The organism is Sorangium sp. So ce119, assembly GCF_051524405.1.
Lineage (GTDB): Bacteria > Myxococcota_A > Polyangia > Polyangiales > Polyangiaceae > Sorangium > Sorangium cellulosum_G.
This window is the reverse complement of the sequence record NZ_CP150310.1, coordinates 2,192,996-2,216,888: the sequence shown is the minus strand read 5'-3', so window position 1 is coordinate 2,216,888 and position 23,893 is coordinate 2,192,996. Positions and strand designations below refer to the sequence as shown.

The window sequence follows — 23,893 nt, the reverse complement described above, 5'->3', positions numbered from 1 at the left end:
GGCGTGGCGACGCCAGCGCGCCCGCGCTCGTCGGCGTCCGCTTCTTTCCCGCGCGCGAGGCGCATCCGCAAGCGGGCTGATTTCGTCCGCATCCAGAACGGCGGGCACCGCGTCACGACCCGCCACCTGCTGATCCTCGTCGCGGCCCCTATCGGCGCGACGCCTCGCGGCGCGGCCCGTCGCGGCAAGGAGCGCGGCGCCGCGCTCGACGAGAGCGGCGCCGCCGCTGTGCCGCTCTCGCCGGGCGGGGCGTCCCGCCTGGGCCTCGTCGCCTCGCGCAAGGTCGGCGGCGCCGTGGCCCGCAACCGCGCGAAGCGCCTGCTCAGGGAGGCGTTCCGGAGGTTTCCGGAGCTGTTCCCGGACCGCGTCGATATCGTGGTGATCCTGCGCACCGGCGCCGGCTCGCTCGGCCTCGAGGACGTCCTCGCGGAGCTGCGCAGCGTGGTCCCGGTTGTCCGCCGCCGGGCGCGGGACGCGCTCGCCGCCTCGCCGCCGATCGCCCCCGCGACGCGCGGCGCGGACGAGCGCGCCGCGGGGGATCCGGCGCCACCGGCCCGAGGATGATGCCGCGCAGCCTTGCGCCGTGGTGCGCCGAGCCCCAAGCTCCGTGCTCTCCCACGGGTCACCGCATGCTGGCGAAGCTCCTCCTCGCGCTGATCCGCGCCTACCAGATGACGCTCTCCAAGGTCATCGTGGCGTTGATGGGACCGGTCTGCCGGTTCGAGCCTTCCTGCTCACGCTATGCAGCGGCCTGCATCCTGGGGCATGGAGCGCTGCGGGGGAGCTTGCTTTCGCTCAGACGACTGTGTAGGTGTCACCCGTTTCATCCGGGCGGGTTCGACCCTCCTCCTCCACCTCGTCTTCGCCGTGGTGCGGCGGCCGAGACGCCGCCGCAACGGGACGCTGACCGGCGGGATGCGGCACGCTGTTCGTCTACTGGCACGGAGCTCGCCTCGCCTCCCCGGCAGGCGGACCTCAGCGGCCGGGTCAATCTCATGGACTGATCCCGCTCGACCGTCGACTCGGCCCCGACGGCGCGGCGCCCGACACGTCACGGAGCGAAGCCCATCTGGAGCGACCCTGGGCAGCCTCGTGAGGAGTCACGAGATTCCAGCAGCCAGAGCCAGGGGCGCGGATCGAGATCCTGGGACCGACGAAGGACTTCATGGAACGCAGCAATATCGCCAAATGGCTGTTCCTCGGCCTCGCCATCTTCCTGTTCATCCAGTACGGCAAGCCGCTCCTCTTCGGCAGCGCCGAGGTGCAGTTCCAGCCGCTCGACGTCAACGACAGCACGGCCCCCGCGGAGCGCGCCCCCGCAGAGGCCTGCGTCGTCGAGGGACCTCGGTTCAAGGCCGAGCTGTCCACGCGGGGCGGGTCGGTGCGGCACCTCTGGATGACCGACCCGAAGTACACGACCGGGAACGGCGAGCGCCAGCCGATGGACCTGGTCACCACGTCGCTCGAGTCGCGGATGCCCCTCAGGACGGACCTGCGCCTGCCCGGCGGCAGCGCGCCGCAGGTGCCGTTCGATGATCTGGACTGGAAGCTCTCGGCGCAGGACGGCAAGAGCTGCACCTTCACCTACGCCGACGACACGACGCGGCTGACCAAGGTCGTCGCCACCACGGGCCGCCCCTTCGAGCTCTCGCTGCAGGTGACGGTCGAGAACCTCGCGCAGGAGCCGCGCAATCACCGGTTCGCCGTCGAGCAGACCGCGTGGCGCACGCAGAAGGAGACCGAGGGCCACCTCGGCCTGATCTCGGAGTGGATCACCGAGACGGTCGCCGCGACCGACCAGACGACCGAGCGCCAGCACCCCGACGCCTTCGAGCCGAAGGACTTCAAGGACCCGGAGTTCACCCCCGAGCGCTGGCGCCGCACGCCGGGGAGCGCGCGCTTCGTCGCGGTCTCCAGCAGCTACTTCAGCAAGATCGCGATCCCGCAGGAAGGGCCCGGGCAGCCGGTGGCCGAGACGCAGATCGAGGAGATCTGGGACACGGCGAAGCACCCGCAGAAGGGCAACGATCCGAGCTTCGGGCACGTCTACCGCGCGCGGCTCGCCTATCCGGAGCACGAGCTCGCGCCCGGCGGCGCGGTGACCTACAAGGTCCTCTCCTTCACCGGCCCGAAGGAGCGCGATCTGCTCGCCGGCGTGGGCCACGATGCGAGCGAGGTCATCAACCTCGGCTGGTTCTCGCCGATCGCGAAGATCCTCGTCTCGTACCTCTACGTCCTCTACGGCGCCGTCGGGAGCTGGGGCTGGGCGATCTGCCTGCTCACGATCACCGTCCGGCTCCTGCTCTTCCCGCTGAGCATCCAGCAGATCAAGAGCGCCGCGGCGATGCGCAAGCTCAAGCCGGAGATGGACGAGATCAACGCGAGGTACAAGGACGACGCCACCCAGCGCGGCCTCGCGATGCAGGAGCTCTGGCGCAAGAACAAGGTCGCGAACCCGGTCATCGGCTGCTTCCCGATGCTGCTCCAGATGCCGGTGTGGTTCGCCCTCTACACCGCGCTCCAGACGGCCGTCGAGCTCTACCACACCCCGTTCGGCCCCGTGATCCCGGACCTGTCCGCCCCGGGGAAGTACTTCATCATCCCCATCGTCCTCGGCGCGTCGAGCTTCATCCAGCAGAAGCTCATGCCCCCGCAGGGCGACCCGGCGCAGCAGAAGATGATGCTGTACCTGATGCCCGGCATCTTCACCGCAATGATGCTCTTCCTCCCGGCCGGCCTCGGCGTTTACATGCTGACGAACACCTGGCTCGGCATCGGTCAGCAGTTGCTCGTCGAGCGGTACCTGAAGGCGCGGGACGAACGGGCCGGCGGCATCGTGGTGCGCGAGGTCGCGACCGCGGAGCCCCAATCCGCGATGAAGAAGACTCCCGGCGACGACGACAAGTCGGCGCCTGCTCTCGGAAAGGGAAAAGCACGTGTCCGTGGATAGTGAAGCTGCCGAAAGGGGAATCGACGCGGCGGACGTCGATGTCGATGCAGAGGCGCAGGGCGCCGGCGACGCGGCCGAGTTCGTGGAGGACGGGCGCGCCGACATCGCGCTCGACTTCGTCATCGATGTGCTCGCGGCGATGGGGATGGACTGCACCGTCGACCTCCTCGAGAACGAAGAGGAAGATCCGCCCGAGGAGATCCGCCTCGAGATCGAGGGGAAGGACGCGGGCCGCGTGATCGGCAAGAAGGGGCAGACGCTCTCGGCGCTGCAGTTCCTCGCCAACCGCGTGATCAACCGGCCCGGCAAGAAGCGGCGCCACGTGATCATCGACGCCGAGGGCTACCGGCAGCGCCGGGAGGACACGCTCTCTTCCATGGCGCGCCGGCTGGGCAAGCAGGCGGTCGAGGAGGGCAAGATCATTACCTTCGAGCCGATGAACCCGCAGGACCGCCGCGTCGTCCACCTCGCCCTGGCGAAGTTCCCCGGCGTCGTCACGAAGAGCGACGGCGAGGGAGAAGCCCGCCGCGTGCAGATCATCCCCGTCCGTCGCTGAGCCCGTCGCCAACACAGAACGCGGCGCGCATCCGCGCTGTTGCCGCCGTTGACACCGGATCGCCCGCATGCATAATGCCGCACCTCTCCGGTACCCCCCGGGGAGGTGCGCGAGCCTGCGCTCGCGTCCATGCTCCCGGAACCGCAACCGGGCAGCATCTGCGTTCATGGCGTGAAGCCCACGGCCGCGCGCGGCCTCCGCTCCGCCGGACGCAGCCCATGAACGGCGGCGGCCCTGCCCCCTTGAGCAGGGGACCGCGAAGACGGATCCCCGACCCTTTGAAGGATTGACCGACCATGCAGACCTCGAACATCCTCGCGAAGATCGAAGCTCCTATGTTCCGCGAGGGGATCCCGGATTTCCGGGTCGGCGACACGGTGCGCGTCCACTACCGGATCGTCGAGGGTGAGAAGGAGCGCATCCAGGTGTTCCAGGGCGTCGTGCTGAAGCGACACCGCGCCGGGGTCCGGAGCACCTTCACCGTGCGCAAGGTGAGCTTCACGGTCGGCGTCGAGCGCATCTTCCTCCTCCACAGCCCCCGCATCGACAAGGTCGAGGTCGTCTCGCGCGGCGTGGTCCGCCGCTCGCGCCTCTTCTACCTGCGCAACCTCGCCGGCAAGGCCGCCCGCGTTCGCGACGCGAAGGACTGATCCGCCCCGGCCGGCGTCCCGGCCGCTCGAACAGAGCGCCCCGCAGATCCGGCTGCCAGGCGGGCAGCCGTCCTCTTGCTCCGCGCGTGCAGCTTCACCGGCGCGTCGCCGCAGCCCCTGCGCGACGCGATGCGCGCTCGCGCGCCGGCCGCATTGTCGGCCGTCAGCAAGGATTCCCGCATACTTCTTCTTGATCCTCGGCCGAGCGCCCACGGTATGCTCGCGGCGGCGGCGCCCGGGGCGCCGCGAAACCCGAGAAGGATCACCATGCTCTGTCCGCGTTGCGGTGCGCCCGCGACCCCCGCCGATAAGTTCTGCGCTGTCTGCGCCTCGCCGCTCGCCCCGTCCGGGCCCGGTGCGTTTGGAGCGCCGCCTCCTCCGCCCCCGCCCCCTCCGCCCCCGTTTCCTGCTCAGGGCTTCGGCTCGCCCCCCGAGCCTCCTCCCAACTTCGGCTCGCCGAGCGGCGGTTTTGGTCCGCCCCCGCCGGCGCCGTTCGGGGCTCCTCCCGGTTCGCCTCCCGGCTTCCCGCCGCCGCCCGAGGGCGGCGGTTCCAGCTTCGGTCCGCCTCCGCCCTTCGGGGCGCAGCCCGGCGGCTACGGCGCGCCCCAGCCGCCGCCTCCGCTGCCGCTGAAGCCGCCGCCCTTCCCGCCGGAGCCGCCGGTGTTCGGCGCGCCGGGCGGCAGCTACGGCTCGTCGCCGGGCTACCCGGAGCAGCAAGGCGGCTACCCCGGGGCCCCGCGGCCGGGCTTCGGTCCGCCCCCGCAGCAGCAGGGCGCGCGCTGCGTGCAGGGGCACGCGATCCCGGCGGGCGGCTCGTTCTGCATGGAGGGAGGCCACCCGATCGCCCTCGACGGCATCCAGATGAGCGGCGATGCCTTCAACCAGACCGCCTACCCGCCCAACCAGGGCGGGCCGTCCGCGCCCCCGCCCATGATGCAGCCAGGCGGCCTCGGCGGAGGCTATGGCGAGCCGCCGCCCCCGCCTCCACCGCCGCCCCACCAGGGCATGCCGCTGCCGGCGCCGCCGCCGCCGTACATGTCCGCGCCGCCCGCGGTGCACCAGCACGCGTCGGCGCCGCCGAGGGCCGGGAGCATCGGGCAGGAGCGCCGCCCCCTCGCGGGCTTCCTCGTGAGCTTCCAGGACGACCCGCTCGGCAAGTTCTGGCCGCTCTGGCACGGCAAGAACGTCGTCGGCCGCGCAGAGACAGGGCAGAAGGTCGACATCGAGATAGCTCACGGGACGACCTCGACGCATCACGCGACGCTCGAGATCGACGGCGGTCGCGTCGTCCTCGCCGACCTCGGCTCCACCAACGGGACGTTCCACAACGAAGAGGCGATCGGCTTCCAGGGCCGACGCGAGCTGCGCGATGGCGACAAGATCCGCTTCGGCGGCTACAGCGTCATCCTGTTCAGCGTGGCCGCGCGCGCTTGACGGGCCCCATCGCACGAGGAGAGCCGTTGCCCAGCCCGGCCCCCTTTCCCCGCGACGTTCGACCGGCACCTGGCGCCCCTGCCAGGCTGCGTGAAAACCAACCGGATAGCCGCCGCCAGCGCGCGGTGGCCGCCCCGCTCGCGCGGGGAGCGCTCCTCTGCTCCCTCGCGCTCGCTGGAGATCCCCACGCATGACTCCCTCTCATGACGCGACTCGCCCGATCCAGTCCATGAGCGCCCCCGCCCGTCGCGGGGGGCGCGGGGGCAGAGCCCTGCTCTGCGCCCCGCTCCTCGCGCTCGCGGCCGCCGTCCTCGCGCTCCTCGCCGGCCCGGGCCGAGCCGAGGCCGCCCCCGAGGCGCACCTGCTCCGCGTCGACCCGCGCGCGAGCACCGTGGACGGCTCGCCCGTGCTCACGACCGTGCTCGAGGTCGTGCAGAACAAGCGCCTCAGCGACATCACCCGCAACTGCGCCGCGCTCACGGGCGACGCGAACCTCGACTGCGTCGCCGACGCGATCGAGCAGCCGTCGGCGCTCTACTCGTCCTTCGATTTCCCCGAGAAGAACGCGATCTTCTCCGTCACGGTCGACGGGACGGACCTGCCGGCGAAGTTCGAGTCGAAGGCGCGGTGGGGCGACAGCGCCGGCCAGCCGGGCGTCGGGACGGCGTGGCTCATCCTGATCGACGCCGCGTCGAGCATGGGCTCCCGCTTCGACGAGGCGAAGGCGGTCGCGAGCGCGTTCGTCAACGCGATGCAGCCGAACGACATCGTCGACGTGATCTTCTTCAACGATCGCGGCGTCGTCGAGGACTCGAAGTGGGTCAGCAACAAGCAGACGGCGGCGCAGGCCATCGGCGGCGTCACGCGCACCTACCCGACGCAGGGCCGCACGCGCCCGCTCTTCACGATCATCAAGAACGCCGCGACCGACGCGTTCAAGGAGCTCGGCAACGCCGGCCAGGGGGTCCCGGTGCCGATGCACCAGGCGATGGTGGTGCTCTCGAACGGCTCCGCCGGCGCGGATCCGAGCTCGACCGCGGCGGCGTCGAACCTCCTGCGGGACTACCTGACGAAGGGGCGGTTCCCCGAGAACAACGACGTCCTGCCGAAGACGCCGGTGCCCGTCATCTCGATCTGGTTCCCGAGCCGGCTCGTCGAGGAGTTCACGGCGAACGCCCGCGAGTTCATGGAGGGGATGGCGAACACCGAGATCGGCGGCTTCTTCAGCGTGGTGCGCGACGGCCAGCAGCGGCGCGCGGCCAACATCGTCAACGCGATCCGCACCCGCTTCAACAAGATGCACATCGTGAAGTGGCGGGTCTCGTGCGTCGCGCCGAGCATCACCCAGACGTTCAAGCTGGCGTTCATCAACACGGATCCGCCGATCGCGGGCGACGCCACGTTCCAGAACGTCCCCGTCGGCATCGATCCCACCGCGTGGCCGCTCGACATCGACCGGGAGGCGACCGATCGCGCCGCGAAGAAGGACCCGCTCTACCCGGGCGGCACGGTGAAGATCTTCGGCAACTTCTGCTGGGGCGGCAACACGCAGCGGGCCGAGATCTACATGGTCCCGAAGAACCAGGCCGCGCCGCAGTCGCTGCAGGGCGGGAACCTCGAGGACGCGAAGAAGGCCCAGCGGACGCTGATCGAGGGCGGGATGCGCGGCAAGGCGGTCACCGCCGGCGACAGCGTCGTCGAGTTCGAGCTCCCGGACACGGACAAGTTCCTCGTGGGCAAGGGCGACCAGATGACGGGGCGCCTCATCGTCTACGACAACCAGGCGCGACGGACGAGCGCGGTCACGGCCGACAAGATCCTCACGCTGAAGGCGAAGGAGGCGCCGCTGCCGTACCTGCTCATCGGCGGCGTGACCTTCGGCGGCGTGGTCATCGTGCTGCTGCTCGTGTCGATCTTCCGCGGCGGCGGCGGCCGTCGCCGCGGCGCGGTGGCGGCGGCGCCGCCGCGACCCATCGTGGCGGGCGGCGGGCCTGCCGCGCCGCCGTACGCGCCCGCGCCGCCTCCCCCGGGCGACTTCGGGTACGGCGGCGGGCCGATGATGCCGCTCCCGGGCGGGGCCAGCCGGGCGACGCTCTCGGGTCCGGCGGGCATCTTCACCGTCCATCCCGGCGTCGAGGTGCGCGCGGGCCGTGACGGCGCCACGTGCATGATCGCGCTCTCGGAGCCCCGCGTCTCCGGCACCCACGCGAGCTTGAAGCTCGAGGCCGGCCAGCTCTTCGTGCGGGATGAGGGGTCCAACAACGGGACGTACGTGAACGGCCAGCGCACCGCCGCGGCCGTGTGGACGCCCGTGCCGCCCGGCGCGTCCTTGCGGTTCGGCCCCGTCGAGTTCAGCGTCCGTTTGGAGTAGCGTGTCCGAGGCTCGGCCTCACGGCCCGAGCGACGCTCCCCCATGATGCCCCCGACCGAGTCCTCCCTTCACCTCACGATCGAGTTCGCCCAGGCCAGCGATGCGGGTCGGGATCCGAACAAGCAGATCAACGAGGATGCGTGCGGTTACGCCGAGACCAAGTTCGGTCACCTCTGTGTCCTGTGCGACGGCATGGGCGGGCACTACGGAGGGAGCGAGGCGAGCCGCACCGCGATCAAGACGATCTTCGAGGTGATCGAGCAGACGCCGCCCACGGTGGATCCGAGGGCGGCGCTCAAGGCCGCGATCGAGGAGGCGGGGCGCCGCGTCTACCAGCTCGGCGGGCCGGCGGACAACCGCGTCCGGCCCGGGTCGACCGTCGTGGCGATGGTCCTCCACGACGGCGGCGTCGACATCGCGCACGTGGGCGACAGCCGCGCGTACGTGATCCGGAGCAACCAGATCTACCCCCTCACGCGCGACCACTCGATGGTGCAGGGGATGGTCGACGCGGGCATGATCACGGAGGCGCAGGCGATCGGCCACCCCGACGCGAACAAGATCACGCGCGCCCTCGGGATGAAGCCGGAGGTGGAGGTCGAGGTCCGACCCGAGCCGATGGAGCTGTACCCGGGCGACGTGCTGATCCAGTCGAGCGACGGCCTCACCGACCTCGTGCTCAGCGGGGACATCCTCGGGTGCACGCGACAGGCGCTCGCGTCGGGCTCGGTCGAGCACGCGTGCAGGATGCTCGTCCAGCTCGCGAACCACCGCGGCGGTCACGACAACATCACCGTGCAGATGGCCCGGGTCATCGAGACCGGCGGTCGCTCGCTGACGATCGCGCAGGGGCCGCCGGGCGCAGGTGCCGGGGGCGACGAGCCGCGCCCCTCGGGTCCTCAGGAGACCCTGGCGATGACGCAGCCCGAGGGGACCGCGGGCGGCGCGCCGGGCCCCGCGGAGGCGCCGCCTGCCCGCGCGCACGCGGTCGGCGCGCCGCGCGCGCCGGCTCCGCCAGCCGCCGCGAGCACGCCCATGCCGGGCCTCGCGGCCACCGCCGCCAGCACGCCCCACGCGCCGGCTCCGCCGGCCGCCGCGAGCACGCCCGTGCCGGGCCTCGCGGCCACCGCCGCCAGCACGCCCGTGCCGGGCCTCGCGGCCACCGCCGCCAGCACGCCCGTGCCGGGCCTCGCGGCCACCGCCGCCAGCACGCCCGTGCCGGGCCTCGCGGTCGCGGGCAGCGCGCCCGCGCGGCGTCCGGCGTCGACCAGCAACGCTGCCACCGTGGTCCCGACGGGCAGCGGCAGCACGCCTGCGCCGAGCAGCGATGCGATCACCGTGGTCCCGACGGGCAGCGACCGCAAACCCGCCGCGGTTCCGCAGGCTGCCAGCGGCGCGCCGCAGCTCCATCCGACGACCATCGACAGCGCGACCGCCGTTCCGGCCATCCGTCCGACGGTCACCGACGACCTGCCCCCCGCGGTCTCGCAGGCTGCCAGCAGCGCGCCGAAGCTCCATCCGACCACCATCGACAGCGAGGCTGCGGTCGTCGCGACGGTCACCGACAACCTGCCCCCGGTGGCCCCGCAGGCTGCGAGCGGCGCGCCGAAGCTCCGCCCGACCATCGACAGCGCGCCCGCCGTGCACCCGACGGCCACCGACAGCGCGCCCGCCGTGAGCCCGACAGCCATGGACGCCGCTCTGGCGCTGCCCCCGACCGTGCCGGGAGCGCCTCCGCCGAACGCGCCCGACGCGCCCGCCGTGCTGTCTCCCCTGCCCCTGAGCGCCCCCGCCGTCCCCGCGCCGCCTCCGGGGGCCCAGGGCGCAGCGCCTCACCCGGCCCCCTTCGGCGCGCCACCGCACCCGGGCGCTGCCCCCTACGGCGCGGCGCCTCACCCGGGCCCCTTCGGCGTGGCGCCGCATCCGGGCGCTGCCCCCTACGGCGCGCCACCGCCCCCAGGCGCGGCCCCCTACGGCGCGGCGCCTCCCCCAGGCGCCGTCTTCGGCGCGCCACCGCCCCCAGGCGCTGCTCCCTACGGCGCGGCGCCTCCCCCAGGCCCGCCGGCTCCACCCGGCGCGCCCTACGGCGCGGCGCCTCACCCGGGCGCCGCCTTCGGCGCGCCCCCTCCACCTGGCGCTCCTTACGGCGCAGCCCCTCACCCCGGCCCCTTCGGCGCGGCACCTCACCCCGGCCCCTTCGGCGCGGCACCTCACCCCGGCTCCTTCGGCCCGGCACCTCACGCGAGCGCCGCCCAGGACGCTCCGCCGGTGTCGGTCGGCTTCTCGGGACACCACGCGCCGGCACCGGGCGTTCCCCCTGCCGCCGCCCCGCACCATCACCTCGCGCCCGCCCCGCCCAACGCGCACGGCTACGGCGCGCCCGCGCCCAGCTTCTCTGGACCCGTGTCGTCGTCCGCGTCGCCGAGCGTCCCGACCACCGTGCGCGCCCCGCGCGGCGCCACCATCGCCGCCATCGCCGCGATCTCGGCCGTGATTCTCGTGCTGCTCGCCGTCCTGCTCTGGCAGCTCACCGCCGGCTGAGCGCGACGACGGAACGGCGCCCCACGCGCGCCGTGCGCTCGAGCACGCCCGACAACGTCTCACGACGCTCGATGAAGACGGACGAGCGCCGCACGGCGATCTCGGCCGCGGAATGCAATTGAAGAAGGACCATATTCCGGATTAGCCTAGCTCTCCGGAGGTTCCTCCATGCCTGGAGACCAAGAGCTCGAGTGCGGACACGACATGGACGGCACACCTGCGGACATGGAAGACGAGCCCGAGTCGGCCCGCACGCTCTCCCTCGAGGAGGCCCGCGCCGGCTTCATGCTCCTCGATCTGTGATGCGCTGAGCCGCCCGGCTCCCACCCGTCACGACGCTCCGCTCTAGAAGCTCTGTTCGCCCAGCAGGCGAAACCCTCCCGCCGAGCCCCGCGCACCGCGCTGCGCCCACGAGACAGGCGCTCCTCGCTTCGTCCTCGCCACGTTCCTGGGCATCTCTCCTTCCCGCGCGCCTGCGGACGCTCCGGCACATTCCCACGCACGACCGCGAACGACGACGCGCCTCTTTCCTTGCTCTCCCCAACGGCCTGTGGTGAAACCGGGCCCGCATGATCCCGGGGCTAGGCAAACAAAGCATCACGATCGGCAGCGCTCCCACCTGCGATGTGGTGCTCGTCGCTCCCGGCGTCCTGCCCGAGCACGCGCGCATCATCAACCAGGGCGGCGGCAAGCTGATCTTCGTCTGCGGGCAAGGTCCCGCCGCGGCGAACGGACGGACGCTCGCGCCGGGAGAGCAGCTCCCGTTCGACTTCCGCACCCAGTTCGTCGTCGCGCAGGCGCCCGTACCGCTCAACCATCCGGCGATCACGCTGATGATGGCGTCGCCCGGCACGCTCGCGCCCGCGCCCGGCCAGGTCGTGATCGGGCGAGACCCCGGGCGCGCGTCCCTCGTGCTCCAGCACCCGAGCGTCTCGAGCCAGCACGCGACCGTCACGCTCGATCGCATGATGGTCATCGACCACAACTCGACGAGCGGCACGTACGTGAGCGCGCAGCGCATCGCGCCCGGCACGCCGACGCCCATCGATCCGCAAGGCGCAGTCGCCTTCGGGCCCGTCCCGGTCCAGGTCAGCCTGCTCATCCAGCTCGCCCAGGCGGCCCGGATGTCGGCGCTGCCCGCCGCGCCCGGCGCGAGCGCCCTGCCGCCGCAGCCCTCCCCGGCCGGCTACGCGCCGCAACAGCCCTCCCCCGCCGGCTACGCGCCGCCGCCGCAGCCGCAGCAGCCCGCCGGCGGCTATCCGTCGCAGCAGCCCCCCGCCGGCGGCTACGCGTCGCAGCCCGCGCCCGCCGCGTCGTCCCTGCCTGCCGCCGCGGGCGCGCCCGGCAAGAAGAACAAGACCGTCCTCGGCCAGCTCGACTTCTCCGGCGGCGGGTCGAACGTCAAGAAGATCGGGCGAACCCCCGACAACGACATCGTGCTCGCTCACCCCCAGGTGTCGAGCCACCACGCCCTCCTGCACTCGATCAGCGGGCAGCTCTACGTCGAGGATCGCGGCAGCGCCAACGGCACCTACGTCCGCGGCAACCGCATCGCGCCCGGCCAGAAGATCGCCGTCCAGAGCGGCGAGAAGATCTACATCGGGCCCATGCCCCTCCAGATCGAGATGGGGGGCGCGGGCGCCGTCGAGGTCGTCCAGGAGGAGTACTCCGCCGATCGCTGGGCAGGCCGCCCGCTCTACGAGATCGAGGCGTGGAGCCTCTCGCTCCAGGTCCCCGACCGCGACAACCCCCAGGAGCAGAAGACGCTCCTCGACAACGTGTCGTTCAAGGCGCTGCCGGGCGACATGATCGCGCTCATGGGGCCGTCGGGCGCCGGCAAGACGACGCTCCTGCTCACCCTGAACGGCTACCTGCCGCCCACGAGCGGCGTCGTCCGCATCAACGGCGAGGACCTCTACAACATCTACGACACGCTCCGCGGCTCCATCGGCTACGTGCCGCAGGACGACCTCGTCCACCCGGAGCTCACCGTCTTCGAGGCCGTCCGCTACAGCGCGAAGTTCCGCCTCCCGCCCGACTACACCGAGGCCGAGATCGACGCGCGCGTCGAGCAGACCATCAAGGATCTCGGCCTCGAGGGCGTCAAGAACCTCCAGATCGGCAAGCCCGAGAACAAGATCCTCTCGGGCGGCCAGCGCAAGCGCGTCAACATCGCGCTCGAGCTCGTCACCGACCCCGTCATCCTCTTCCTCGACGAGCCGACCTCGGGCCTCGCCGCCGACGACACGACCGCGCTGATCACCTTGCTGCACGACCTCACGAAGGCGACCGGCAAGACGATCATCATGACGATCCACCAGCCGGCGAAGGACGAGTTCGAGAAGTTCAGCCACGCGCTCATCCTCGGCTACGGCGGCATCCCGACGTTCTTCGGGCCGACCCGGCCCGACGCGTACCGCTTCTTCGGGAGCTGGAAGGAGCGGCACGGCCAGCCCAACGACGTCGACAACCCGCGCGACATGTTCGAGATGCTCGCGCTCCGGGAGCGGCCCATCTTCGACCAGCTCCGCGCGCGCGACCCGAACGTCTCGCGCGGCGAGGCCCGGAAGCTCGCGGCCATCGAGTGGCGCAAGGAGTTCTTCAACGACGCCAACGCGACGTACCGGCGCATGTACTCCGGCCGGCGGGAGATCGGCACCGGGCAGGGGCAGCGCGGCATCCCGGCCGGCCGCGCCACGACGAAGGGGCAGCTCGGCCTGCTCCTGTCGCGCTACTTCAAGGTGAAGAAGCGCGACATCGGCGGCACCCTGATCATGCTGCTCCAGGCCCCGATCATCGGCATCCTGCTCGCCATCGTCTTCGGCGGGCAGGAGAAGGCGATCCCGGCCTGGTGCCTCGGCGCGCTCCAGGAGCTCGGCCGACGCGCCGGCGGCGCGGACCAGAGCGCCGACGTCCTCAAGGGCATGGAGGTCACCACCGACCACACCGCGGCGATCTTCTTCCTCGTCGTCGCCGCGGTCTGGTTCGGCACCTCGAACGCGGCGCGCGAGATCGTCAGCGAGCGGGCCATCTACCTCCGCGAGCGCATGGTCAACCTGGGGCTCGTCAACTACGTGCTCTCCAAGTACCTGCTGCTCGCCGTCTTCTGCGTCATCCAGTGCACGATCCTGCTCGCGATCGTGTTCTTCGCGCTCGGCTTCCACGGCGGCGTGCAGGCGTTCGCCATGCAGCTCGCCGCGCTGACCGCGACCTCGATCAGCGCCGTCGCGACGGGGCTCCTGCTCTCCACGGTGGTCGCCTCGTCCGAGGCGGCGATGGCGCTCACGCCGATCGCGCTCATCCCGCAGGTCGTCCTCGGCGGGCTCATGGTGCCGATGACGACCGTGCCGCACCTCCGGCCGCTCATGTACATGATCCCCGCGCGCTGGGGGTTCGAGGGGGCGATCGCGCCGGAGCGGGCCGCGATCGCCGAGGACCCGGCCTGGGTCATCGATCTGCACCGCACCGACACGATCCCCGCGGAGTTCATCGAGGCGGGCAAGTTCAAGTGCGCCATCGCGCAGATGGCGGCCGACAACTACGCGGGCGCGTGGGGCTTCACCACGTACGACCAGACCTGGCTCCCCTTCGCGGTGCTCGCCGGGATGACCCTGCTCATCCTCGTCACGCTCTGCGCGTTCCTCAAGCGGCGCGATCCGGTGTGACCCCGCGATGACGCAGGAGCCCGCCCCCATCCGCGCCGGAGGCCCGCTCCCGCGCCGCTCCCGCGCGGCCGCGCTGGCGGCGCTGCTGACGGCCGCCGCGCTGCCGCCCTCCCCGGCGCGCGCGCAGCAGCAGGGCCAGCCAGGCCAGGGGGAGCCGCAGGCGCCCGCGGAGCCGCCGAGCGTGCCCCGCGGCGAGGGCGGCGCGATCGTCACGCCCCCTGCCGCCGCGGCCGCGCCCGCGGGGCGCGCGACGCCGCCGCGGGCGCTCAACTACGCGCCGCCGGAGTACCCGCCCGAGGCCGAGAAGCAGGGGCTCGAGGCGTCGGTGACCCTGCAGCTCGACATCGACCGCGACGGACGCGTGAAGCAGGCGGCCGTCGTCGAGAGCGCCGGGCGCGGGTTCGACGAGTCCGCGGTGGCCGCGGCCCAGAAGCTCGAGTTCGAGCCCGCGCGCCGCGCCGACGGCACCCCCGCCGCGGCGCGCATCCTGTACCGCTACACGTTCACGCTGAAGACCGCCGCCGCGGCGCCGCCGCCGGCCGACGGCGCGATCTCGCCGCTCGCCGACAACCTCCGCGGCACCGTGCTCGCGAGCGGCGGCGACGTGCCGCTCGCGGGCGCCACGGTCTCGGTCGCGCGCGCGCCGCAGGCCGCCGGCGGCGCGCCGCCTTCCGCCGCGGCGCCGGAGGTCACCACCGACGAGCGCGGCGGCTTCGCCTTCCTCGACCTGCCGCCGGGGCGCTACCAGGTCACCGTCGCGGCGCCCGGCTTCGAGCCGCTCTCCGTCGAGGAGGACATCGCCGCCGGCGAGCAGCTCGAGGTGAAGTACCGGCTCCTGCCCCGCGGCGACGGCCTCGAGGTCACCGTCCGCGGCGATCGCCCGCCGCGCGAGGTCACGAAGCGCACGCTCGAGCAGCGCGAGATCAACCGTATCCCCGGCACGAACGGCGACGCGCTGCGCTCGCTCCAGAACCTGCCGGGCGTGGCGCGCCCGCCGACGCTCGCCGGCCTGCTGATCGTGCGCGGCTCCGGCCCGCAGGACACGCAGACCTTCGTCGACGGCACGCAGGTGCCGCTCATCTACCACTTCGGCGGCCTCTCCTCGGTGGTGCCGACCGAGATGCTGGAGAAGATCGACTTCTACCCCGGCAACTTCAGCGCCAAGTACGGCCGCGTGCAGGGCGGCATCGTCGACGTCTCCCTGCGCTCGCCGAACGAGGACGGCAAGCTCCACGGCCTCGCGCAGGTGGACCTCATCGACGCGCGCGTCCTGCTCGAGGGGCCGGTGCCGTTCCTCGAGAACACCCGCTTCATGGTGGGAGGCCGGCGGAGCTACATCGGCGACTCCTTCGGCCCGGTGCTCGAGGCCGCGGGCGCCGGGGTGACCCAGGCGCCCGTCTACTACGACTACCAGGTCCTCCTCGAGACAGAGCCGACGCCGTCGTCGCGCCTCCGCCTCACGTTCTTCGGCTCGGACGACGCCCTCGAGCTGCTCCTCGCCGATCCGCAGCCGAGCGAGCCGGCGCTCTCCGGCGACGTCGGTCTACACACCGCGTTTCAGCGGCTGCAGCTCCGCTACGACCACGAGCTCACCGACAAGGACCGGCTCGACGGCGTGCTCGCGATCGCGCGCGACGACGCCGACTTCGGGATCGGGCCGATCTACTTCCAGATCGATCTCAAGACGCTCTCCGGCCGCCTCGAGTACGCGCGGCGCATGTCGAAGGGCGTGGTCTTCAACGCGGGTGTCGACGTCTTCGCCGGCCTGTACGGGGTGAACTTCCGCGGCCCCGCGCCGAACCGCCCCGGCGAGCCGCCGAACCAGCCGTTCTCGACGCGCGCGCTCCAGGAGTTCTCGCGCGAGGGCGAGTTCTTCTACCCCGCGGCCTACGCCGAGCTCGAGCTCGCCCCGAGCCCCCGGGCGAAGATCGTCCCTGGCGTGCGCCTCGACTACCAGGACCTGAACCAGCAGGCGACCGTGAGCCCGCGCGTCAACGGGCGCGTCGACGTGGTCCAGGGGTTCCCGCGGACGACGGTGAAGGGCGGCGTCGGCGTGTTCCACCAGCCGCCGCAGTTCCAGGAGGTGATCCCGCCGCTCGGCAACCCGGGCCTGAAGGCGACGCGGGCGCTGCACTACGCGGCCGGCGTCGAGCAGGACGTGACCCGGAACATCGAGGCGTCGGCCGAGGGGTTCTACAAGCAGCTCGACGAGCTCGTCGTCGGCGTGAACCAGCCCGGAACAGCGCAGCTCGACTACCAGAACATCGGGTCCGGTCGGGTCATCGGGGGCGAGTTCCTCCTCAAGTACAAGCCCGACGACCGCTTCTTCGGCTGGGCCGCGTACACGCTGTCCCGCAGCACGCGGGTGCCCGGGCCCGGCGAGGCGGAGCGGCTCGTCTCGTTCGACCAGACCCACATCCTGACGGTGCTCGGCAGCTACCGCCTCGGCGACGGCTGGGAGTTCGGCGCCCGCTTCCGCCTCGTCTCCGGCAACCTGGTCACGCCCAACGTCTGCAACGTGAACGAGCTGAGCTGCGATCCGTACCGCACCAACGCGCTCTTCTACGCGCCCACGGGGACGTATACGGCGATCCCGTTCTCCACCCCGTTCAGCGAGCGGCTGCCGGCGTTCCATCAGCTCGACGTGCGGCTCGACAAGACGTGGAAGTTCAGGACCTGGAAGCTGTCGGCCTACCTCGACGTGCAGAACGTCTACAACAACGCGAACAGCGAAGCGATCCAGTACAACTACAATTATACGGCCCGCCAGTACGTCACGGGGCTGCCCATCTTGCCGAGCTTCGGGATGCGAGGAGAGTTCTGAGATGCGATCGACGCGATCGACGGGCGGCGCGGCGCGGCACGCCGGCGCGGGTCGCGGGCGGAGGTGGCGCCGCGCGTTGCTCGGGACGCTCGCGCTGAGCGCGGTCGCCGCGCCGGCGATCTCCGCCGGGTGCGTCGCGGGGTTCGACCCGCCGAGCCTCGTGGACGGGCTCCGCGTCTTCGCGGTGGTCGCCGACAAGCCGTACGCCAATCCCGGCGACGAGGTCACCTTCCGGATCCACGTCCAGGACGGGCTCGGCGGCCCCGAGGACGGGTCGCGGCCGGTGACGGTCACCTGGTTCGGCGGGTGCGAGAACCCGATCGGGGACGACTACTACGGCTGCTACCCCGAGTTCGCGGAGCTCGCCGACGCGTTCGAGGCGTGGCAGCAAGCGGGCGATCCGACGGCCCCGCTGCCGGCCCTCAACGGTGTGCGCCCGAGCGTCGGCGACACGTACACGATCACCGTCGGCAAGGACATCCTCGCGGGCCGCAAGCCGCCGGCCTCGGGCCCGGCCTACGGGAGCGCTTACGTCTTCTTCGTCGCCTGCACCGGGAGGCTCGGCCCGGTGGAGGACCAGGGCACCGGGCGCGCCGGGACCTTCCCCGTCGGCTGCTTCGACAGCGAGGGTCGCCGGCTCGGGCCGGACAGCTTCGTCCCCGGCTACACGCAGGTCTACGTCTTTGCCGACGAGCGCCAGAACCCGAACCCCGTGGTGAACGGGCTCGAGCTCGACGGCGCGGAGATGTCGGAAGACTTCGCGATGATCTCCACCGCGACCCCCTGCCCCATCGACGCGGAGGAGCGGCGCGAGGTCGGGTGCAACGCGAGGGATCCGATCGAGGAGTGCCGCACCGTCACGATCGAGGCGATGATCCCGGAGGACGTGGCCGACCCCGATCCCGACGCGAAGCAGAAGGCGCTGAAGGAGATCGTCTGGGTCAACTACTTCGCCGACCTGGGCGACATCGACGGCGGCATCAAGCTCGTGAGCGACGCGTCGAGGGGGTACCTCGGCGACCACGCCGTGACGTGGATCCCGCCCGCCGAGCCGGGCGTCGCCACGATCACCGCGGTCGTGCGCGACGCGCGCGGCGGGTCGTCGGTGGTGCAGCGCCTCGTCCGCGTCGAGTGACGGCGGCCCCCGGGCGCGCGGCCGCGGGGGCCGACCGCGAGAGGGCCGCCCCCGTCAGCCGCAGCCGGCCTCGATCTGCGCGAGCTGGTCGATGAGCTGCACCGGGTCGCGCGCGGCGCAGAGCGCGTCGGCGGCGTTGTGGCTGGCGAGCCTGGCCACCTGGGCGAGCAGCTCGAGGTGCGCGCGGCCGCCCTCGCCGCAGACGAGCACGACGAGCAGCCGGAGCGGGGCGCCGCCCGGCGTGGGCACGGCGAGCGGCTCCGCCAGCGTCGCGAGCACGGCCGCCTGGCAGGCGCCGGGGACGATCGCGTGCGGGACGGCGACGCCGTTGCCGAGCGCGGTGGGCGACTCGCGCTCGCGCCGCAGGATCTCCTGGGCGAGCGCGCTCGCGGACGGCGCGCCGCCCGGGGCGGCGAGCCGGGACGCCGCGACGTCGATGACGTCCTCGATGTGCGCGCACGAGAGGTGCAGCACGATGCGCTCGGGCGTGAGCAGCGCGCTGAGCCGCCGCGCGGGCGCCACGCCGAACGGCGCGCTCACCGGGAACTCGGCGTCGATGAACGCCTTGACGCGCGCGAGCTGCGGGCCGCTCAGGTTGCGGCGCGCGAGCTCGACGAAGAGCGCGTTCGCCGCGGGGACGCGGTCGAGGTAGCGGGAGACGAGCGGCCCGACCTGGTGGCCGAGCTCGAGGAGCAGCGCCGGGGGGAGCTCCAGCGCGCCCGCGATCGCCGTGAGCCGGTCGGGCGTGGGGATGGCGTCGTGCCCGTGCTCGACGCGGCTCAGGTAGGCGCTGGAGACGCCGATGCGGTGCGCGAGCGCCCGCAGGCTCAGGCCCGCCTCGACCCGGAGGAGCCGCAGCGCGGCCCCGAACTCGGCGAGGGCGCGCGCGCGGGACGCGCTGTCAGCGTCGGAGAGCGCTGGCATGGGATGTCAGGTGCGATCGGGACCGGCCGTGAGGGCAGCCGAGAGCATCGGCTGGGAGGGCGCCGGCGCCGGGGCGGGCACCGCCGCGGGCTCGTAGCAGCGCACGACGAGCAGCGAGGTCGGGCACCCCTGGATGATGTGCTCGGCGCGGATGCCGAACCGGCGCTGCGCGAGGCCCCACTCGGACCCGACGCCGACGAGGACGAGGTCGTAGCCGCGCGACGCCTCCTGCAGGGCCGCGTCCGCGGGCGACTCGTGGTGGACGACCTTGAGCGTCACCTTGGCCTTCCGCAGCGCGCCGCCCTCCTCGCCCTCGAACACCTCGTCGACCGTCTCCTGCGCGCCGAGCGCGTCGTCGGCGCGGCGCTTCGGGTTGACGACGTGGAGGATGGTGACGTCGGCGCCGACCTGCTGCGCCAGGCGGCGGGCCAGGGCGAGCGCCGCCTTGTCGTGCGCCGTGCCGTGGAACGGCACGAGCAGCTTGCGGACCGCCGAGAGCCCGCGATCGATGAGCACGCCGACGTCGGTGCGGGCGCCGCGCATGACCTCGTAGACCGTGCCGCCGAGGACCGTCTGGCTGAGCAGCGGCTTGTGCCACCCGACCAGCACGAGGTCGGCCTGCTTCACGTCGGCGACGTTGCAGATGTCGTGGCTCGGCTTGGGCGAGACGAACGACAGCGGCCGGACCTCGACGTCGAGCTCCTTGGCCCGCGAGAGGAGCGGCGAGAGCGCGGCCGTCCCCTGCCGCTCGGGCCCCTGGTCCAGGTAGAACGAGCCGCGGTCGGTGGGCGGGATGAGGCGGAGCGCGTAGAGGCGCCGCGCCTCGGGTCCGCGGCCGGCGAGCGCGCTCGCGAGCGTCACCATGCCGGGGCCGGTGCGCTCGTAGGAGACGCACATGAGCACGGTGAACACCTCGGCCGCCGTGGGCAGCGGCGTCCGGTCCGGGACGTCGGCGAGCTCCTTGGCGAGCTCCTCCGGCGGGTAGATCCAGCGCAGGAGCGGCGAGGTCATGAAGGTGGTGACCAGCGCCATGAGCACCATCATCGTGAACAGCTTGGGCGAGATGATGCCGAGATCGAGCCCGAGGTTCAGGACGATGAGCTCCATCAGCCCGCGGGTGTTCATGAGGATGCCGAGCGCGCTGGCCTCGCGCCAGCGCAGGCCGGTGATGCGGGCGGCCACGGCGCTGCCGCCGAACTTGCCCGCGCAGGCGACCACGATGATGAGGCCGCACATGATCCAGCCGTCGGCCGAGTTGAGCAGGCCGATGTGGGTGCGCAGGCCGCTGTAAGCGAAGAACAGCGGCAGCAGGAAGACCACCGCGAAGTCCTCGAGCTTCTCGGCCAGGCTCCGCGCGAAGCCGGTGCCCTTCGGCATGATCGCGCCGAGCATGAAGGCGCCGAACAGCGGGTGGATGCCGATCATCTCGGTCATCCAGCTCGACACGATGAGCAGGAGGAGCGTGACGGCGACGAGGTCCTGGGAGAGGCCCTCCTTGCTGGCTCCGCGCTCGCCGAGCCGGGCGAGAAAGGGGCGGACCAGGAACAGCATGCCGCCGATGTAGACGAGGGCGAAGACGGTGGTCCACACGGCGCCCACGAGCCCGGTGGCGCGCGCGATCGAGACGACGAAGGCGAGGACGCACCAGGCGGTCACGTCGTCGACGGCGGCGCACGTGATCGTGAGGGCGCCGACCTTCGTGCCCAGCAGGCGCTTTTCGGTGAGGATGCGCGCGAGCACCGGGAAGGCCGTGATGCTCATGGCCACGCCCATGAAGAGCGTGAACGACATGAACGGCACGGAGCTGGTGGAGAGCCGCGGGTACAGGTAGAGCGCGAGCAGGCCGCCCAGCGCGAACGGCACGACGATGCTCGTATGGCTGATGATGACCGAGGCGTGGCCGCGCCCGCGCAGCAGCTTCGGGTCGAGCTCCAGCCCGATCAGGAACATGAAGACGATGAGCCCGACCTCGCTCACCAGCTTGAGGAGCGGCAGCGACTCCTGGGCGAACAGGACCGCCGACGGCCCCGGGAGGAGCCAGCCGAGCAGCGACGGGCCGAGCAGGATGCCCGCCGTGACCTCGGCGATGACCATCGGCTGCTCCAGCTTGCGGGCGATCAGGCCCACGAGGCGCGCGCACGCGATGATCAGGAACGCCTGGATGAGGAAGCGGGTCAGCGGGTTGTGGATCAGGGTCTCCATCGGGAACGCTCCCTCCTGGTAAGTGTTAAGTGAACGCTTATCAGCGGGCTGTCTCGACTGTCAACAAGCAGGATGCACAGCGTCATAGCCGAGCTTGCCGTGGCGCACCGGGGGCGTCGCGGTCGGTGGAGGTGTGCGCATAGCCGACGGGGGCGCGCGAGCGGCGGAGGCACGTGATCGTCGCGTCATGGGCAACGCCCCCGCGACTCGAGGGACGCTCGGGACGTGCGTGGAGCGCGGGCGGCTCCCACGCGGCGCGCCGAGGGAGCCGCCGGGCGGGGGCGCTTACCAGTCGGTCGGCAGGTAGTCTTTGAGGAACTGGCCGTGCATGTGCTGGCCGGTCAGCAGCCCGGAGAAGATCGGGTCGCAGATGCGGGCCGCGCCGTCGACGATGTCGAGCGGCGGGTGGAAGCCGTGCTCCTCCAGCTTGCGGGCGGCGAGGGCCGCGGGGTCCTCGTCCGTGACCCAGCCGGTGTCGACGCTGTTCATGAAGATGCCGTCCTTCGCGTAGTCGGGCGCGGAGGTGCGCGTCATCATGTTGAGGGCGGCCTTTGCCATGTTGGTGTGAGGGTGCCTGTCCGTCTTGTAACGGCGGTAGAACTGCCCCTCCATCGCCGACACGTTGACGATGTGCTTGTCGAAGGTGCGGTGTCGCGCCATGAGCGGCTTGAGCCGGGAGTTCAGCACGAAGGGGGCGACCGCGTTGACGAGCTGGACCTCGAGCATCTCGACGGTCGGGACCTCGGCGAGCGTCAATCGCCAGCTGTTCATCGTGCGGAGATCGACCTGCTGGAGATCGGCGTCGTAGCGGCCCTTCGGGAAGAGCACGTCGTCGAGCGGCTCGTCGCCGGGGGCGGGGATCTGGGAGAGCAGCGCGGGCTCGCGGAGGCCGGCGGAGGGGTCGTCGCCCGCGATGAGGGGGAGCGCGCCGCGCGCGCGGAGCCCGTCGTACTCCTCCAGCAGCGGCCGCGCGGCCTCCGGGAGCGCATGGACGGGCGCGGCCTCGCCCTCGATGAGGTGGCCGTAGAAGCCGGGCGGGCGGCGCACGGTCTGACAGGCGTTGTTGATGATGACGTCGAGGCGATCGAGCGTGTGGAGGAGGTGGCGCGTGAAGCGCTCGACGCTCGGCGTGTGGCGGAGGTCGAGGCCATAGATGGAGAGGCGCGAGCCCCAGACGTCGAAGTCGCGCTCCGCCGAGAAGCGGCGGGAGGCGTCGTGCGGGAAGCGGGTCGTGACGATCACCCGCGCGCCGGCGCGGAGCAGCAGGATCGCCGCCTGGTAGCCGATCTTGACGCGGGCGCCGGTGACCAGCGCGACGCGGCCGTCGAGCGGCGCCGTCTGGCTGCGCTTCGCATGGTTGAAGTCGCCGCAGGCGCCGCACATCGAGTCATAGAAGAAGTGCACCTTGCGGAACTCGGCCTTGCAGACATAGCACTTGCGCGGCTTCGCGAGCTCCGGCGCGCCGCGTTCGCTCGGCGGCGCGGGCTCCCCGGCGGCGGGCGGCGCGGAAGGCGGTGAGTTCAGCGCGGGGGGCGCGGCGACGGACGTGGGGGGAGGAGCGAGCGAGGGGGCTTCCGGCGTGCGGAACACGGGCTCACGGCGGGCGGCGCGGATGCCGACGGCGTCGAGGAGCGCGGTGTCGGCGGACCGCTGCGCGCGCCTGTCGCTTTTGCGAAACGCCCTGGCGAGCTCCCGCTGCTCCGCGCGCTCGGGGCGCGAGACGCGGCCGGCGGCGAGGAGGAGCCGGCGGCGGTCCTCGGCGCTGATCGAGGCGAGCTGCGCGCGATCGTCGACCAGGGACTCGAGCACCCTCAGGCAAGTGTCGAGTTCGGCGGGGGTGAACGGCCGGCCTGCACCGGCGGCGTCGCTCTCGGAGCTCATCGAAGCGGGGGTGCTTAGCACGCGGGCGCCCGGGCGCGAACCGGCGGCCGCGCGCGGCCGCGGAGCGGGCGAGGTGGGGCCTGGAGGCGGGAGGATCAGCGCTGGTACGGGCAGGGCTTGCCGTTCTCGCCCGTCTCGGCGAGCCCGCCCGCCGCGTCGACGGTGAGCGTGGTCGGGAACGGCTGACCGCCCGGCCCCTGCGACGCCTCGGCGACCGAGAGCGAGACGGTGTCGCCGGAGCGCTTGAAGGCCCCCTTGCGGTGGACGATGCCCGACCAGACGCACGCGACCCGCGGCGGGCAGGGAGAGACGCGATCCTCCGCGGCGAAGCTGCCGTCCTTCGTGAACGAGAGCACGCGCTCGTACTTGCGGGGAGCGCACGCGGCGGATCTCCAGGTGCCGAGCAGCGCGTCGCCGCCGGGCGCCGGGGTCGTGGCCTGCGCCGGCGTCGTCGGCCCGGAAGCGGTCGGCGCCGGCGTCGTCGACCCGGAAGCGGTCGGTGCTTGCGTCGTCGGCGCCTGCGTCGTCGGCGCTTGCGTCGTCGGCGCCGACGCGGTCGGTCGCGCGGCGGGCTCCGCAGGCGGGGCGGGCGGAGTCGGCTCGGGCGCCGGCTCGCGCGGGCCGTTGCCGGTGCACGCAGCGAGCGACGTCAGCAGCGCGACGAGGGGGAGCGTGGAGGTTCGCATCACGGCCGCTCATCCCATGGCCGCTCGGTGCCCGCAACCGCGCGCCGCGGCGCCCGACGCGACACGGAGCGCGA

16 protein-coding genes are annotated in these 23,893 nt (G+C 72.4%); 12 read left to right on the top strand and 4 right to left on the bottom strand.

From position 1 onward, the window contains the following. Positions 1-3 precede the first annotated feature (3 nt). The 12 genes from rnpA to WME76_RS08615 all read left to right on the top strand — a co-directional run bounded on the left by rnpA (position 4) and on the right by WME76_RS08615 (position 18,126). The gene (rnpA, locus tag WME76_RS08670) at positions 4-564 is read left to right on the top strand and encodes a ribonuclease P protein component (RefSeq protein WP_437959698.1); all 561 of its coding nucleotides are present in this window, start codon (positions 4-6) and stop codon (positions 562-564) included. Continuing rightward, complete coding sequence (gene yidD, locus WME76_RS08665; RefSeq protein ID WP_437959697.1) at positions 561-1,004, top strand: membrane protein insertion efficiency factor YidD; 444 nt, start codon at positions 561-563, stop codon at positions 1,002-1,004. The genes rnpA and yidD overlap by 4 nt, the downstream gene beginning before the upstream one ends. Before the next feature lie 161 nt (positions 1,005-1,165). Beyond that, complete coding sequence (gene yidC, locus WME76_RS08660) at positions 1,166-2,950, top strand: membrane protein insertase YidC (RefSeq protein ID WP_437959696.1); 1,785 nt, start codon at positions 1,166-1,168, stop codon at positions 2,948-2,950. Then, on the top strand, positions 2,943-3,506 hold the full coding sequence (locus WME76_RS08655; protein WP_233561023.1) for a protein jag: 564 nt from the start codon (positions 2,943-2,945) through the stop codon (positions 3,504-3,506). Before yidC ends, WME76_RS08655 begins: the two co-directional genes overlap by 8 nt. A gap of 296 nt (positions 3,507-3,802) precedes the next feature. Then, complete coding sequence (gene rplS / locus WME76_RS08650; RefSeq protein ID WP_061620205.1) at positions 3,803-4,156, top strand: 50S ribosomal protein L19; 354 nt, start codon at positions 3,803-3,805, stop codon at positions 4,154-4,156. 267 nt (positions 4,157-4,423) lie between these two features. Next, on the top strand, positions 4,424-5,590 hold the full coding sequence (locus WME76_RS08645) for an FHA domain-containing protein (protein WP_437959695.1): 1,167 nt from the start codon (positions 4,424-4,426) through the stop codon (positions 5,588-5,590). A 229-nt stretch (positions 5,591-5,819) separates the two neighbouring features. Continuing rightward, entirely contained in the window at positions 5,820-7,961 is a 2,142-nt protein-coding gene (locus WME76_RS08640) for an FHA domain-containing protein (RefSeq protein WP_437959694.1), read from the top strand. 42 nt (positions 7,962-8,003) lie between these two features. Beyond that, positions 8,004-10,502, top strand: coding sequence for a protein phosphatase 2C domain-containing protein (locus WME76_RS08635; protein WP_437959693.1), 2,499 nt, complete (start codon positions 8,004-8,006; stop codon positions 10,500-10,502). Positions 10,503-10,670: 168 nt separating this feature from the next. After that, the gene (locus WME76_RS08630; RefSeq protein ID WP_437959692.1) at positions 10,671-10,805 is read left to right on the top strand and encodes a hypothetical protein; all 135 of its coding nucleotides are present in this window, start codon (positions 10,671-10,673) and stop codon (positions 10,803-10,805) included. Positions 10,806-11,071: 266 nt separating this feature from the next. After that, positions 11,072-14,167 (top strand): FHA domain-containing protein, encoded by a 3,096-nt coding sequence (locus WME76_RS08625; RefSeq protein WP_437959691.1) that lies wholly within the window; start codon positions 11,072-11,074, stop codon positions 14,165-14,167. Between the two features lie 7 nt (positions 14,168-14,174). Further along, positions 14,175-16,991, top strand: coding sequence for a TonB-dependent receptor domain-containing protein (locus WME76_RS08620; protein WP_437959690.1), 2,817 nt, complete (start codon positions 14,175-14,177; stop codon positions 16,989-16,991). A gap of 1 nt (position 16,992) precedes the next feature. Continuing rightward, entirely contained in the window at positions 16,993-18,126 is a 1,134-nt protein-coding gene (locus WME76_RS08615; protein WP_437959689.1) for a hypothetical protein, read from the top strand. Between the two features lie 54 nt (positions 18,127-18,180). Here WME76_RS08615 and WME76_RS08610 read toward each other — a convergent pair whose 3' ends face one another. The 4 genes from WME76_RS08610 to WME76_RS08595 all read right to left on the bottom strand — a co-directional run bounded on the left by WME76_RS08610 (position 18,181) and on the right by WME76_RS08595 (position 23,819). Continuing rightward, entirely contained in the window at positions 18,181-19,050 is an 870-nt protein-coding gene (locus WME76_RS08610) for a PTS sugar transporter subunit IIA (RefSeq protein WP_437959688.1), read from the bottom strand. 6 nt (positions 19,051-19,056) lie between these two features. Next, positions 19,057-21,252, bottom strand: coding sequence for a cation:proton antiporter domain-containing protein (locus WME76_RS08605; protein ID WP_437959687.1), 2,196 nt, complete (start codon positions 21,250-21,252; stop codon positions 19,057-19,059). 285 nt (positions 21,253-21,537) lie between these two features. Beyond that, positions 21,538-23,133, bottom strand: a complete 1,596-nt coding sequence (locus WME76_RS08600; RefSeq protein ID WP_437959686.1) for an SDR family NAD(P)-dependent oxidoreductase — start codon at positions 23,131-23,133, stop codon at positions 21,538-21,540. 95 nt (positions 23,134-23,228) lie between these two features. Beyond that, a complete protein-coding gene (locus WME76_RS08595) occupies positions 23,229-23,819 on the bottom strand; it encodes a hypothetical protein (RefSeq protein WP_437959685.1) in 591 nt (196 codons plus the stop codon). Positions 23,820-23,893 lie beyond the last annotated feature (74 nt).